This is a genomic window from Streptococcus sp. 2018110 (assembly GCF_019754115.1).
Lineage (GTDB): Bacteria > Bacillota > Bacilli > Lactobacillales > Streptococcaceae > Streptococcus > Streptococcus hashimotonensis.
In genome coordinates, this window is the sequence record NZ_JAIJZO010000020.1 from 1 (window position 1) to 14,432 (window position 14,432).

Consider the following 14,432-nt stretch of genomic DNA (forward strand, 5'->3'; position numbering starts at 1 on the left):
CAATGTGGTATTTACACAGCCACTTTGTATGTGATAAACTATGTGCCTTTTGTGCCATACTTTTCTCCTCTCGCTTTACAATAGGCTTGAACACCTTTATTGTATCGCGTTTGGAGTTTTTTTGGTATAACCTTCGTCGCACACCCGCATAGCGGGTGGTTTATTTGTCACGCACCTTACGGAGCGTGACGGACTAAAAGTCACATAAAGCATACAAAAGACGACTCCGAACGGAATCGTCTTTTCATTTCCCTTATTGAAAATAGTAGAAAGCCACTACCGACCAGGTATTATTGATAAAATGTACTGCCATGGGATAGATCAGGTAATCTGTCTTGTAGTAGAGATAAGCCATTAAAAATCCTGGGCTAGCATAAATGATCCAAGAACCCAAATCTGTCGGTCCATGTAAGAAAGCAAAAATCAAACCAGAGACTACAATTCCTAACATCTTGTGCTTTTCAAATAACTTTTTGAATAGATAGCCTCTGACAATGATCTCCTCGGTAATGGCTGCCTGACAGGCTATTCTTACAAAGGCTAACCAAAATGGAATTGTTTGTAACAGCTTTTCAATGCCAATCTGATTAGCGGTATCTTCAATCCCTTGAAGGTCCATGATAAACTGCCCGAGATACTCGAATAACTGGGCCGCACTATAGGTTAAGAGAACAATACCCAGGCCCTTCCAAGTTAAGATTTTTCTATCCCAAATGGCTAGCCCTTTCCTTTCTGCCAACCAACACATAAAGACCATTATTCCAATAGAAGATAGGCCTGCAGTCCATTGAGCGACTTGCGAGGTTGATTGTTCCAATATGGAAATTGGAATATGATCGAGAAGCAACAATAGAAAGGCCAGCAGTAAAATCCAGATTTTCCGACAAATCCATTCTAATTTTTGACTGAATTGCTCCATACTTTTCTCTTTTTCCTCCGTTCTTCTTTCTATCCTGTTCAGTAACTATAAATAATAGAACGCCAGCACCGCCCAAGCATTATTGATAAAATGAACAGCGATAGGATAGATGAGGTAGTCCGTCTTATAGTACAAGAACGCTAGTAAAAATCCCGGGCTGGCATAAATAATCCAAGAGCCAAAATCTGTCGGTCCATGTAAGAAAGCAAAAATCAACCCAGAGACCAAAATTCCTAACATCTTGTGCTTTTCAAATAGCTTTTTGAATAGATAGCCTCTAGTAATGACCTCTTCTGCGATAGCAGGCAAACAAGCCATATTGATCAGAGCCACCCAAAATGGAATGTTCTCCAATATCTTTGTTAATTCAATCTCATTGCTAGTTTCTTCAATCCCCTGAAGTTCCATAATGTAATAGCCAAGGTGTTTAAATAGCTGAGCCACTGTGAAAGTTAAGACAACAAAACCAAGACCTTTCCAAGTTAAAAAACTTCTATCCCAGATGGTAATGCCATTCTTTTCAGCCCTCCAATACATAAAGACCATAACTCCAATGGAAGATAAAGCTATTCCCAAATGAGCTACTGGTGAGGTAGACATTTCTAAAATAGCATCTGGAAAAACAGCAATCAATACCAAACCAAACGCTCTCAGTAGTATCCAAAGCTTGCGACCAAGCCATTTCATCCCTTGACTTACATTCTCCACACCCATCTCCTTTACCGCTACACAACATACAAATATTCAAACAATTATATCATTGAAATATTTTGTGTTATTTTTACAGTACAATTTTACAATAATACAATCGATTTATCAATATGACCAAAAAACAAACATCCTGACAATGCTTGTTTACTGTCAACCCACTGATCATTCAGTGGGTTTTGTCATCTTCAGATAAGGTTCTAGTAGAGAAAAGCCGTTAGCCAAGCGGTGTAACAGTTCCTCTTCGGACTCAACCGTTTCAAATGATACGTCATATTTGACCAGTACTTTTCGAACCTGTCCCGTTTCAACAGCTTCTAGTAAAATCTGCCTATTCTCCTCCGTTCCATCCAAGCGATAAAATACCTGTCCCTCCTGTACCCTGTAATAAAGCGGTGCCTGAATCGGACAGTTCAGCACACGGTTTTGCTGAAGCAGAGAGGTCTCTACCTTCTTTCGCTCAATGAAGCTAACTTCTACTGAAATCCCCGCTTCAGCTCCCTTACCATACAGACGAATGGCGAAAGCTGGGGCCGACGAACTAGCAGAGGGAAGGCGGTAATAGGTCCAAAAATGCGGTCTGCAAATCTGGGCTTGGTTCATCCATTGACTGACTCTCTCGGGCACCAAGGGACCGACTTGCTCAGCTAAAGCTAAACTTAATGTCTGAAACTCCTTACGTGCTGCCTGTGCTAAGCTTCTTAAGACTGTCATCTCGCTTGCCGAAGCTCCTGCCTTTTCAGGCTTGCAATAATGAACTCCTTGATATTCCAAATATCTACGGCATTGTTCAAACATCTGAATCTCCTATCCACTTCTCCATATAGACCATATCCATGCCTTCCTGCTCAGGCTCGGTTTTGATAGCCTCGTAACCGAGTTTTTCGTAGAAAGCAACTAATCTGGGCTCCTGTAAGACGGTACAGAGTACCCACCGCTTGACTGTCGGATAGAGTTGTTCTAACTCTAACATTGCCTTATGACCATAGCCTTTTCCTCTGTGGTCTGGATCAATGCCAATCAGACCTAGCCAGCCCTCGTCTGCATCTTCAGCGACTGTTGTTCGTACCAGTCCGACTGTCTGACCCTCCTCGACAATCTTGTAGTAGTTGCAATTTGGTCGTGCAAAGCGTGATTGGAAGTAGTCCATCGTTTCAATGGCAGGGTTGTATTGGTCCTGATAGGTTTCATACAAGGCTGCAAATGCTCGGTGTTGAATGGGCAATAATTCTTCTGCGTTTGATAGTTCTGCTTTTACTAACATGGAAAACCTCCCGAAAATTATTTTATCCATTGTATCAAATCTAGCAAAAAAATACTAGGTCTTCCTAGTATTTTCTAAAGCGTTGATAGCGGTTTTCGAGTAGTTGATCAAGTGGCAAGGCTTGTAGTTGAGCCAACTGGCTGACCAGGTTTTCCTTGATGTCAGACAAGACTTCCTTGGTCGCTCTGCCATTTTCCAAAACAACCCGATCGACCACTTGGAGTTTCTCCAACTCATAAGAAGTGATCTTCATGAGTTCTGCCGCTTCCATGGCACGACTACCGTCTTTCCAGAGGATAGAGGCGAAACCTTCAGGGCTGAGGACGGCATACATGGAATTTTCCAGCATCCAGACCTGGTCTGCGACTGCTAGGGCAAGTGCTCCGCCAGAGCCTCCCTCACCGATGATAATGGCGATAATGGGTACCTTGAGGTCGCTCATCTCCATGAGGTTGCGGGCAATGGCCTCGCCCTGCCCACGCTCCTCGGCACCGACACCTGGATAGGCTCCAGCGGTATTGATAAAGGTGACAACAGGACGACCGAACTTCTCCGCCTGCTTCATGAGGCGAAGGGCCTTGCGGTAGCCTTCTGGGTGGGGCTGACCGAAGTTGCGTTTGAGGTTGTCCTGAAGATTCTTCCCTTTCTGGATACCGATAACTGTCACAGGATGAGCTGCTAGAAAGCCGATACCACCCACAACTGCTCCGTCATCGCGGAAATTCCGATCGCCGTGCAGTTCGATAAAGTCATCAAAGAGTTGTGTGGCATAGTCCAAGGTCGTCAGGCGAGCCTGGTCACGTGCCAAACGGATCATACGTGCTACATCACTGGTCATCTGACACCTCCATGCATTCTCAACAAGCGACTAATGGTCGCTGGCAAGTCCTGGCGTTTGACAATGGCATCGACAAAGCCGTGTTCTTGTAAAAATTCAGCCTTCTGGAAATCATCTGGTAGATTTTCCCGAACAGTTGATTCAATCACCCTGCGACCTGCAAAGCCAACTAAAGTCTGTGGCTCAGCCAGGATAATATCACCTTCCATGGCAAAACTAGCCGTCACCCCCCCTGTTGTAGGGTCTGTCAAGACCGTCAGGTAAAAGAGGCCAGCATTGGAATGGCGTTTCACAGCTGCCGAAATCTTAGCCATTTGCATCAGGCTCATAATGCCTTCCTGCATCCGAGCACCGCCAGATGCGGTAAAAAGGACGACTGGCAATTTCTCTTCAGTAGCCAGTTCAAAGAGGCGGGTAATTTTCTCACCGACCACTGTTCCCATTGAAGCCATGATAAAGTGCGAATCCATGATCCCAAGGGCAACTGGTTGGCCACCGATGGTCGCCTTGCCTGTCAAAACAGCCTCGTCCAAACCTGTCTTTTGACGGGTGGCTGCCAATTTTTCCAAATAATTAGGGAAGTCTAAGGGATTTTTGGTTTCAATCCCTGTAAACAATTCCTCGAACGAGCCTTTATCGACTGTCAAAGCCAAGCGTTCCTGGGCTGTAATCCGGAAATTATAGGAACAGTGTTGACAAGTTTTCTCTGGTCCCAAATCCTTCTTGTAAAGGATTTCCTTACAAGCTGGGCATTTGGAAAAGAGTTCGTCTGGCACCTCTGGCTTTGCTTGAGGTGCTGACTCTATCCGCGAACGATTGGGGTTGATGCGGATATATTTGTCCTTTTTGCGAAACAAAGCCATAGCATTCTCCTAGTTTACTTTTTTATCGTCATTTAGTTTTTCTTTTATTACTTCAACGTATGAGGAAACTTCGTTTCCCTATTTCCAACTTCAAACACTCCACTGGAGTGTTTGAACTCGCTTTGCCATACTCCAGTACAGCCTGCAGCTGTTGATGCGAACTTTGTTCGCTCTATTTCCAACCTCCAACTATCCACCAGATAGTTGGAGCGAGTACTAAAAGTAAACTAAAAGACTATAATTCTTCCTGATAGTGCGGTAAAAATTCTTCCATGAGGTAGGCAGTGTCATAATCACCAGCTACCACACGCTTGTCGGAAATCAAGTCCAGCTGAAAGTCGGTATTGGTCACCACTCCGTCAATTTCCAATTCGTAGAGGGCGCGCTGCATCTTCATCAGGGCTTCAAAGCGATTTTCCCCATGCACGATAACCTTGGCAATCATGGAATCGTAATAAGGCGGAATGGTGTAGCCTGGATAAACAGCCGAGTCCACACGCAGACCAACGCCGCCACTTGGCAGGTAGAGATTGGAAATCTTACCTGGACTTGGGGCGAAGTTGAAGGCTGGATTTTCAGCATTGATGCGGCATTCAATGGCATGGCCTGTAATCTTCACATCTTCTTGGTAGACGCTGAGTTCCTGACCAGCGGCAATCTTGATTTGCTCCTTGACAATATCCACACCGGTCACAAATTCGGTAACTGGATGTTCCACCTGCACCCGTGTGTTCATTTCCATGAAGTAAAATTCGCCCTTGGCTTCATCCAAGAGGAACTCAATGGTCCCTGCATTTTCATAGCCAACTGACTGGGCAGCCCGCACTGCTGCTTGACCGATATGGTCCCGCATAGTTTGGCCAATGGCGATAGACGGAGCTTCTTCCAAGACCTTCTGGTTGTTGCGTTGAAGGGAACAATCCCGTTCTCCCAGATGGATAACATGACCGTGCTGGTCTGCCAAAATCTGTACTTCGATGTGGCGGGCTGGATAGACGACACGCTCCATATACATGGCACCGTTGCCAAAAGCTGCCTTGGCTTCGCTGGAAGCTGATTCAAAGGCAGGCACTAGGTCTTCGGCTTTTTCCACCTTACGAATTCCCTTACCGCCACCACCTGCCGATGCCTTGAGCATGACAGGGTAGCCAATCTTTTCAGCGATTTCAAGGGCTTCTTGGCTGGTCAAGACCTCACCGTCTGAGCCTGGAATAACAGGCACTTGAGCCTTAATCATCTCTGCCCGAGCATTGATTTTATCACCCATGATATCCATGACCGTCCCAGAAGGACCGATAAACTTGATGCCGACCTCTTCACAGAGAGTGGCAAATTTGGAGTTTTCACTCAAAAATCCAAAGCCGGGATGAATGGCCTGGGCACCTGTCACAACAGCCGCCGAGATGACCGCCTGCATATTGAGATAGGAATCTGTCGAACGAGCAGGTCCGATACAGACAGCCTCATCTGCCAACATAGTGTGGAGGGCTTCCTTGTCAGCCTCTGAATAGACAGCCACCGTCGCAATCCCCAGCTCCCTGGCCGCACGAATAATCCGCACCGCAATCTCACCACGATTGGCAATCAAAATCTTCTCAAACATGATGAATCCTATCTCCTTTTTAACATAGAATAATTGTTATAATAATCACAGTCCTTAACTAGTTTGAAAAATAAAGGACTGTTTCATACTCAATGAAAATCAAAATCAGGCTAGCTCCAAAGGTTTGGGAAACATTTGGAGGTTGGAGATAGAGCGAACGAAGTTCGTTTCTCCAAGAGCAGATAGCCCCCTGCTACTTTCTTATTTTATCGTAGCAGGCTGTCAAGATCCACTGGAGCTTGACACTCATCAAATCAAGTCAACAACGGCTGAGTTTGATTTTCGAAGAGTATTATTTTCCAATAGCAAAAGTCAACACCCCCGACGCAGCCAGTTTTCCGTCCACTTCTGCCTTTGCCTCAACGACCGCAATGGTTCCACGGCGTTTGACAAATTTAGCGGTCATAATCAACTGGTCACCAGGTACAACTTGCTTCTTAAATTTAACCTTATCCATGCCGGCATAAAAAACCAGCTTGCCCTTGTTTTCTTCCTTGGACAATTCCAAGACACCTGCGGTTTGTGCCAAAGCCTCCATGATAAGAACACCTGGCATGACAGGATAGTCTGGAAAATGCCCGTTGAAGAAGGGCTCGTTAATGGTCACATTTTTGAGGGCGACAATCTCATCTTCCGATACTTCAAGGACACGATCAACCAAGAGCATAGGATAGCGATGAGGAAGAGCCTCTTTAATTTTCAAAATATCAATCATTTGATGCGTACCAATCCTTGTCCAAATTCTACAACGTCCTGGTTGCCCACCAAAATCTCTGTGACCACACCGTCACGGTCAGCAGGCACTTCGTTCATGACCTTCATGGCTTCGATAATCATGAGAGTCTGCCCTTTTTTGACCGTATCGCCAACTGCTACAAAGGCTGGCTTGTCAGGGGCTGGGGACAAATAAGCCACGCCGACCAAGGGGCTTTCCACTACCGCACCTTCTGCCACGGGGCTGACACCTGCTTCTGCTGGAGCTGGCTCACTCATTTCAACTGCTGGCACAAGGGCTGGGCTTGCAGGAGCTACTGGAGCAAGCAGAGCTTCTACTGTTGGACTCGGAGCCGCTGTCGCCTGCTGATTTTTACTGAAATGCAAGGTTTCCCCAGCATTGCTATATGAAAATTCTCGCAAACTTGACTGGTCAAACTGACTCATCAAGTCCTTTATTTCTGTAATATTCACTTAAGCCTCCCAACGCTTGAAGGCAATCACCGAGTTGTGACCTCCAAAGCCAAATGTATTTGAAATGGCATGGCGGATTTCCATGTCACGACCTTGACCGTAGATGACATCCGCCTCAATATCTTCAGATAATTCTGTTGTACCAGCTGTCTTTGGTGCGTAAGAGTGACGCATAGCCTCAATGACAGCTGCCGCCTCAACTGCACCCGCTGCCCCCAACAAGTGCCCTGTGAAGGACTTGGTGGAAGAAACTGGTGTGTTCTTGCCGAAGACGGATACGATAGCTTGGCTTTCCCCTTTTTCATTAGCCGGTGTCGAAGTACCATGGGCATTGATATAGTCAATATCAGCTGGCTCTAAACCTGCTTCTGAAATGGCCAACTTCATGGCCTTAATAGCACCCAGACCTTCTGGATGTGGAGAAGTCATGTGGTAAGCATCGCAAGTATTTCCATAACCAACAATTTCAGCCAAAATCGTCGCCCCACGCGCTTCTGCGTGTTCCAAACTTTCCAATACTAAAACCGCGGAACCCTCTCCCATGACAAAACCATTGCGGTCCTTGTCAAATGGAATAGACGCACGTTCTGGATCCTCAGTAGTCGACATAGCTGTCAAAGCTTGGAAACCACCGATTGCAAATGGAGTAATGGCTGCTTCTGCTCCACCTGCCAACATGACATCTTGGAAACCAAACTTGATTTCACGGAAGGCTTCTCCCAAGGCATCATTTGATGAAGCGCAGGCTGTGATGATACACTTGCAGACACCATTTGCACCGACCTGCATAGCAATATTTCCAGCCGCCATATTTGGCAAGGCCTTTGGAAGAGCCATGGGACGAATGCGTTTTGGACCTTTTTCGTTCATCCGAGCCACTTGCTCTTCAATTTCCAAAATACCACCGATACCTGTTGATAAGATAACGCCAAAACGGTCACTATCCACTGTCTCTGTATCCAGCTGTGCATTAGCAATCGCTTCTTTAGCTGCATAGAGTGCATAGAGCGAGTAATTATCGTAGCGATTTGTATCCTTTTTAACGAAATATTTGTCAAAAGGAAAATCTTTTAATTCCGCAGCATTATGGACCGAATATTCACTGGTATCAAACTTGGTAATCTTTCCGATCCCAATTTTCCCTGCTTTCAAACTATCCCAGAACTCCTCTGGCGTATTTCCGATAGGAGATGTCAGACCGTAGCCTGTTACTACTACACGATTTAATTTTGTCATTTTCAGTCCTTTCTCATTAGGAAACTTACTGCATGGTCAAGCCGCCGTCAACAGCAATCACCTGTCCTGTTAGATATTCTTGCTTGGCGAGGAATACAGCAACATCAGCTACTTCTTCTGTCGCACCAAAGCGTTTCATAGGAATTTGTGCAGTCATAGCTTCTTTAATCTTGTCAGATAAAACATCTGTCATATCAGACTGGATAAAGCCCGGCGCAATCGCATTGACACGAACATTTCGCCCAGCAACCTCACGGGCAATGGCTTTGGTAAATCCAATCACACCTGCCTTAGAAGCAGAATAGTTGGCCTGTCCAGCATTTCCAATCAAGCCAGATACACTTGATAGATTGATAATAGCACCCTCACGAGCCTTTGTCATTGGTTTCAAAACAGCCTGCGTCATATTAAAAGTTCCAGTAAGATTTACCTTCAGAACCGTATCAAAATCCTCTTCTGTCATACGAAGAGCCATACCGTCTTTGGTAATCCCTGCATTGTTGACCAAAATATCGACGCTACCGAGAGTTTCAATAGCTTCTGCCACCATTCGTTTGGCATCTTCCGCGCTCGAAATATCTCCTGAAATAGCTAGGACTTTCACACCGTAATCTGCAAAGCTATCCAGCAAGTCCTGACCTAGCTGACCACGACCATTAAGAACGACATTTGCTCCTAAACTGGCAAATTTATGAGCAATAGCCAAACCGATTCCTCGGCTTGAACCTGTTACAAAAACATTTTTATTTGTTAATTCCATGATTCCTCCTCATGATTTGTTTAATACTATTTGTAGCCCCTCTATATCTTCAATTGCTACAACATGCGCTGTCTTATCGATTTTCTTGACAAATCCTGATAAGACTTTGCCTGGACCGATTTCAATAAAGTTAGTCACACCAGCTTCCTGCATGGTTGCGATTGACTCATAAAAACGGACTGGTTCCATCACTTGACGGGTCAAGAGGGACTTGATGTCCTCTTTTTTCATGACCTTGGCTTCCGTATTACCAACCAACTCTACTTGGAAGTCCGCAAATTCCACCTGCTCCAAGGCCTGAGCCAATTGCTCCGAAGCTGGTCGCAGGAGAGCTGTATGGAATGGGCCAGATACATTGAGCGGAATCATCCGTTTGACACCTGCTTCCTTCAGCAATTCAACCGCCTCATCCACTGCAGCAACCTCGCCTCCGATGACGATTTGGGCTGGTGTATTGTAGTTGGCTGGGGAAACAATCCCAGAGGTAACTGACGAACAGACTTCTTCTATCAAGTTGACATCTGTGTTGAGAACAGCAACCATCTTACCAGTTCCTGCTGGCGCAGCTGTTTCCATATATTCACCACGCTTAGCAATCAGGGCAATCCCATCTTCAAAGGCCAATGCTCCCGATGCCACCAGAGCTGAATATTCTCCCAAGGATAGACCAGCTACCATATCAGGTTGTATTCCCTTTTCTACCAACAAACGATAGATAGCTAGGGAAGTTGTCAAAATAGCGGGCTGGGTATAGCGAGTCTGATGTAATTTATCCTCTTGATTGTCAATCAGATCGCGAATGTCATACCCCAGAATCTGACTAGCCTGGTCAAACGTTTCTCTAACTATCGGGGAATATTCGTAAAGGTCGCGAGCCATCCCCACTGTCTGAGACCCTTGACCTGCAAAAAGAAAAGCTGTCTTTGTCATCCTATTCTCCAACCGAAGCCCAACGGCTTGCCTCTTCTCTAATCACTTTGGCTGCTCCATAATAGATGTCTTTCAAAATATCTTCACAAGATTCTTCTTTAGAAACCAGACCAGCAATTTGACCAGCCATCACGGAGCCATTTGTTACATCACCGTCCACAACGGCATTGCGAAGGGCCCCTGCCCCAAGCACTTCAATTTCTTCTTCTGTAATTTTCCCTGCTAAGAAATCACGTTCTGCAGCTGCATAAGCAGATGACAACTTATTCTTGATAGCTCTCACAGGATGTCCAACAATAGAAGCAGATACAGTTGTATCAATATCCTTAGCTTTTAAAACTTTTTCCTTATAAGCCTGATGGGCATTGGACTCTGTAGCTACTACAAAACGAGTTCCAACTTGCACCGCTTCTGCACCCAACATGAATGCTGCCGCTGCACCTGCACCATCTGCAATACCTCCAGCAGCAATAACAGGAATAGATACGGCTTCAACAACCTGACGAACCAAGGTCATGGTGGTCAATTTACCAATATGGCCTCCAGCTTCCATACCTTCAGCAATAACAGCATCTACCCCTAATTTTTCCATGCGTTTCGCAAGGGCTACACTTGGTACAACAGGAATAACTGTAATTCCTGCAGCATGGAGACGCTCCATATACTTCCCTGGATTTCCTGCTCCTGTAGTGACAACTTTCACACCTTCTTCGATGACCAAGTCAACAATGTCATCCGCAAAAGGAGACAAAAGCATGATATTGACACCGAAAGGCTTGTCCGTGATAGATTTAACCTTGTCAATATTTGCCTTGACCACCTCTTTTGGAGCATTTCCTCCACCGATGATTCCTAGACCACCTGCATTAGATACGGCACCAGCCAAATCTCCATCAGCTACCCAAGCCATACCACCTTGAAAAATTGGATACTTAATATCGAGCAATTCTGTTATTTTCGTCTTCATAATTCCCTCATCTTTTTTTCTTGCTTACCTAATCATTTGAATATCAAATCATTAGGTAAACAAGTGAAGGGTTGCCCCCTCACTCAAAAAATAGTTTGATATTTCAATGTTTTGATTATCAAAGTATTCGACTTAAGAAAAATGCTCACCAGCACTTTTCTTAGCTATCCTCTTCCTTATATTATCTTTGAAATAAGGAGAGGAATACTATAGTCTTTCAGTTTGCTTTTAGTACTAGGCAACGAGCTGTAGACAGTACTGGAGTACGGCAAAGCGAATTAACGACGTAATAAAAGATAAACTGAATGACTATAATTATTTTGTTTTTTCTTCAACATAAGCAACCAAATCGCCTACAGTTGTCAAACCTTCTTCAGTATCGATTTGAATATCGAAGGCATCTTCGATTTCAGAGATAACTTGGAAAAGATCCAATGAATCTGCATCCAAATCTTCAAAGGTTGTTGTAAGGGTTACTTCTTCAGCATCCTTACCCAATTCTTCAACGATGATTTCCTGTACTTTTTCAAATACTGCCATGATATGTGTCTCCTTTTGGAAAATAAAATATTTTAATCTTGCCTAGGGCAAGGAATTAACTAAAGTTGTAAGAGTAGAGTTCCCCATGTGAGGCCTCCACCGAAACCAGCCATGAGAACAGTCTGGCTTCCATCCAATCGCAACATTCCGCTCTCTACACATTCTGATAAGAGAATGGGAAGACTTGCTGCACTGGTATTGCCATATTTATCCATATTTGCTGGAAATTTTTCACGCGCCACTCCCAATTTACGAGCCATCTTATCTAGGATACGTATATTGGCCTGATGGAGCAAGAAATAATCAACACAATCCACAGTCATATCAGCTTGTTCTAGCAGCTCTGCCATGGTTGCCGTAACATCCCTCGTAGCAAATTCAAATATAGCTCTGCCCTCCATTTGGATAAAGGGTTGCTGACGACTTTGTGTCGAGAATGGCGTCTCTTTCTGATCTATCCCTGCTGTCAGACTAGCCCCTCGACTGCCATCCGTTCGCAAGATTTCTGCTAAAAAGCTCGGTTGTTCACACGCTTCCAGCAAAACTCCTCCAGCACCATCTCCAAATAAAACAGCCGTTGATCGATCCGACCAGTCGACAGACCTAGATAGGGTCTCAGCTCCAATGACAAGTCCTCTCTTATAGACTCCTGAAGCAAGCAATTTTTCTGCTGTTGATAGCGCAAAAACAAATCCTGAACAAGCTGCAACGAGATCATAGGCAAAAGCCTTTTTCGCACCAATTGCTGCTTGGACCATAGCTGCCGTAGATGGCATTGAAGCATCTGGAGTAATCGTTGCTACGATGATGAAGTCAATTTCACTAGCATCTAGCTGAGACTTTTCCAGTAATTTTCTAGCCACTTGACTAGCCAAATCACTCGTCGTCTCTCCAGTAACAATGTGCCGTTGACCGATACCTGTACGGCTACGAATCCACTCATCACTGGTCTCCATTCGTTGAGCCAAATCATCATTGGTCACAATCTTCTTCGGAAGATAGTGGGCCACCTGACTGATTTTAGCATGGTTTCTCATTTCAAATCCTCCAAGAAGTGATAGAGTTTCATGAGTCCTTTCTTCATTACCTGATACTCTGCATCATCCATACCATCTGTAATCTGCTTAACCATTTCATTGTGAAATCGTTGATGCAAACGATAGACCAGTCGACCTTTTTTGGTCAGGTAGAGATGAACAACTCGCCGATCTTTGGTCGAACGAATACGTTCCACGTATCCTTTTCTTTCCAAATTGTTCAAGCTAGTTGTAACAGTACCTAAGGTTACCATCAAAGTCCGAGCAACATCACTCGGAGTAGCTCCATCAATACTTCCTATCACATCAATCGTGTGCATTTCCTTAATCGAAATATCATTGAATCGGCTACCACGCAGACTTGTTTCTTCAATCACCAACACATTGTTAAAAATGGCCGTTAGATATTCATTTACTTTTGGATCTTCCAAAACAGGCCTCCTTTACTTTGATAGTCAAAGTATAAACCATAAAACTTTGATTGTCAAACATTTTTTACTAATTTAAAAATTAATCTCCCGTAAACACTGGTCTACGTCGTTCTGCATGCGCTCGAACTCCCTCTTTAAAATCCTCTTTATAGGCCAATGTTTCTTGCAAATCCAGCTCTAATCGGCGATAAGACTCCCAGTCTTTAAATTGACTTTCCCATGTCAGTTGTTTGATTGCTGCATAAGAGTTTACTGAGCCTCGCAAGAGTTTTTTTATGACCTGTGCAACCGTCTTTTCTAGTTTTTCTGGCTCTGCCAATTTATAAACAATCCCATATTCTAAAGCCTTATCCACTGATAAGCCCTCTCCAATCATCGCCAAGTGACTAGCACGATTAGCCCCAATAGCACGACTCAGTAGAAAGAGCCCCCCCGCATCCGGCGCAAGTCCAACGCCTACAAAGGCTTGGATGAATTTTGTCTTGCTGGAGGCAATAACAAAATCAGCTGCCACTGCCATATTAGCCGCGGCTCCAGCCACTGCCCCATCCGTCACCATAATGACCACTTTAGACAATTTCTTCATCGCAAACGAAATATCATTCACCAGCTCTGCTATTTTTACCAAAGAAGCAATATCATCATCATCAACTGCACGCTTCATCTCAACTAAATCTCCACCCACGGAGAAAATGGAACCCTGTGCTTGAATTTGTAAAATTTTGACGGAGGCATCCCCTTCTGCAAGGCGGATTGCTTCTAAGATTTCTTCACACATAGGAATATTAAAACCATTTGCCACTTCCGGTCTGTTTAAAGTTAGAATCGCTACGGAATCAATTACTTCATAACGAATTGTTTGGTAGGCCATTCCCTTGCTCCTTTCAAAATAGTTTGATAATTAAAAGATTTGAACATCAAACTTCAAATTCTTGTTTTCCATTGTAACACAGTTTTTACAATTGTCACTTTTTTTCTAGCAAGGAAAGTGTGACGTCCGAAAAAGATGGGGGCTATCCTCGAAATATAAAATTTAGATATGCTAGAAAATAACGTGTCTAAGAACCTACATTCACACACAAAGCGCCTTGGCTTTTTCGCTCATCAAGGCAATTTTTGAGGGAAATACTGACTGTATTTTGAAAAAA

The 14,432-nt window shown here is 44.4% G+C and carries 17 protein-coding genes; all 17 read right to left on the bottom strand.

Annotated features, from left to right (window positions below; all coding sequences use genetic code 11):
- Positions 1-253: 253 nt before the first annotated feature.
- Complete coding sequence (locus K5Q34_RS10000) at positions 254-919, bottom strand: CPBP family intramembrane glutamic endopeptidase (RefSeq protein ID WP_221864935.1); 666 nt, start codon at positions 917-919, stop codon at positions 254-256.
- Between the two features lie 45 nt (positions 920-964).
- Positions 965-1,627, bottom strand: coding sequence for a CPBP family intramembrane glutamic endopeptidase (locus K5Q34_RS10005; protein WP_241146855.1), 663 nt, complete (start codon positions 1,625-1,627; stop codon positions 965-967).
- Positions 1,628-1,792: 165 nt separating this feature from the next.
- Positions 1,793-2,425: a hypothetical protein gene (locus tag K5Q34_RS10010; RefSeq protein ID WP_221864936.1), complete on the bottom strand. Its 633-nt coding sequence runs from the start codon at positions 2,423-2,425 to the stop codon at positions 1,793-1,795.
- Complete coding sequence (locus K5Q34_RS10015) at positions 2,418-2,891, bottom strand: GNAT family N-acetyltransferase (RefSeq protein WP_221864937.1); 474 nt, start codon at positions 2,889-2,891, stop codon at positions 2,418-2,420. Before K5Q34_RS10015 ends, K5Q34_RS10010 begins: the two co-directional genes overlap by 8 nt.
- Positions 2,892-2,955: 64 nt before the next feature.
- Complete coding sequence (locus K5Q34_RS10020; protein ID WP_024406601.1) at positions 2,956-3,729, bottom strand: acetyl-CoA carboxylase carboxyl transferase subunit alpha; 774 nt, start codon at positions 3,727-3,729, stop codon at positions 2,956-2,958.
- Positions 3,726-4,592: an acetyl-CoA carboxylase, carboxyltransferase subunit beta gene (gene accD / locus K5Q34_RS10025; RefSeq protein ID WP_024406600.1), complete on the bottom strand. Its 867-nt coding sequence runs from the start codon at positions 4,590-4,592 to the stop codon at positions 3,726-3,728. Before accD ends, K5Q34_RS10020 begins: the two co-directional genes overlap by 4 nt.
- A gap of 235 nt (positions 4,593-4,827) precedes the next feature.
- Positions 4,828-6,195: an acetyl-CoA carboxylase biotin carboxylase subunit gene (locus tag K5Q34_RS10030; protein ID WP_221864938.1), complete on the bottom strand. Its 1,368-nt coding sequence runs from the start codon at positions 6,193-6,195 to the stop codon at positions 4,828-4,830.
- A gap of 292 nt (positions 6,196-6,487) precedes the next feature.
- Entirely contained in the window at positions 6,488-6,910 is a 423-nt protein-coding gene (gene fabZ / locus K5Q34_RS10035; RefSeq protein WP_024378919.1) for a 3-hydroxyacyl-ACP dehydratase FabZ, read from the bottom strand.
- Complete coding sequence (accB, locus tag K5Q34_RS10040) at positions 6,907-7,383, bottom strand: acetyl-CoA carboxylase biotin carboxyl carrier protein (protein WP_221864939.1); 477 nt, start codon at positions 7,381-7,383, stop codon at positions 6,907-6,909. Before accB ends, fabZ begins: the two co-directional genes overlap by 4 nt.
- Positions 7,384-8,619 carry a beta-ketoacyl-ACP synthase II gene (fabF, locus tag K5Q34_RS10045; protein ID WP_002938882.1) on the bottom strand — a complete coding sequence of 412 codons (1,236 nt, stop codon included), beginning with the start codon at positions 8,617-8,619 and terminating at the stop codon, positions 7,384-7,386.
- Between the two features lie 25 nt (positions 8,620-8,644).
- A complete protein-coding gene (fabG, locus tag K5Q34_RS10050) occupies positions 8,645-9,379 on the bottom strand; it encodes a 3-oxoacyl-[acyl-carrier-protein] reductase (RefSeq protein WP_002938885.1) in 735 nt (244 codons plus the stop codon).
- 9 nt (positions 9,380-9,388) lie between these two features.
- Entirely contained in the window at positions 9,389-10,309 is a 921-nt protein-coding gene (gene fabD, locus K5Q34_RS10055; protein ID WP_221864940.1) for an ACP S-malonyltransferase, read from the bottom strand.
- A 1-nt stretch (position 10,310) separates the two neighbouring features.
- A complete protein-coding gene (gene fabK, locus K5Q34_RS10060; RefSeq protein ID WP_114866782.1) occupies positions 10,311-11,276 on the bottom strand; it encodes an enoyl-[acyl-carrier-protein] reductase FabK in 966 nt (321 codons plus the stop codon).
- Positions 11,277-11,591: 315 nt separating this feature from the next.
- Positions 11,592-11,816, bottom strand: coding sequence for an acyl carrier protein (locus K5Q34_RS10065; protein WP_002938891.1), 225 nt, complete (start codon positions 11,814-11,816; stop codon positions 11,592-11,594).
- A 59-nt stretch (positions 11,817-11,875) separates the two neighbouring features.
- Positions 11,876-12,853, bottom strand: coding sequence for a beta-ketoacyl-ACP synthase III (locus K5Q34_RS10070; protein WP_109371854.1), 978 nt, complete (start codon positions 12,851-12,853; stop codon positions 11,876-11,878).
- The gene (locus K5Q34_RS10075; RefSeq protein ID WP_012775319.1) at positions 12,850-13,284 is read right to left on the bottom strand and encodes a MarR family winged helix-turn-helix transcriptional regulator; all 435 of its coding nucleotides are present in this window, start codon (positions 13,282-13,284) and stop codon (positions 12,850-12,852) included. The genes K5Q34_RS10070 and K5Q34_RS10075 overlap by 4 nt, the downstream gene beginning before the upstream one ends.
- Before the next feature lie 79 nt (positions 13,285-13,363).
- Positions 13,364-14,155, bottom strand: coding sequence for an enoyl-CoA hydratase (locus tag K5Q34_RS10080; protein ID WP_221864941.1), 792 nt, complete (start codon positions 14,153-14,155; stop codon positions 13,364-13,366).
- Between the last annotated feature and the right edge of the window lie 277 nt (positions 14,156-14,432).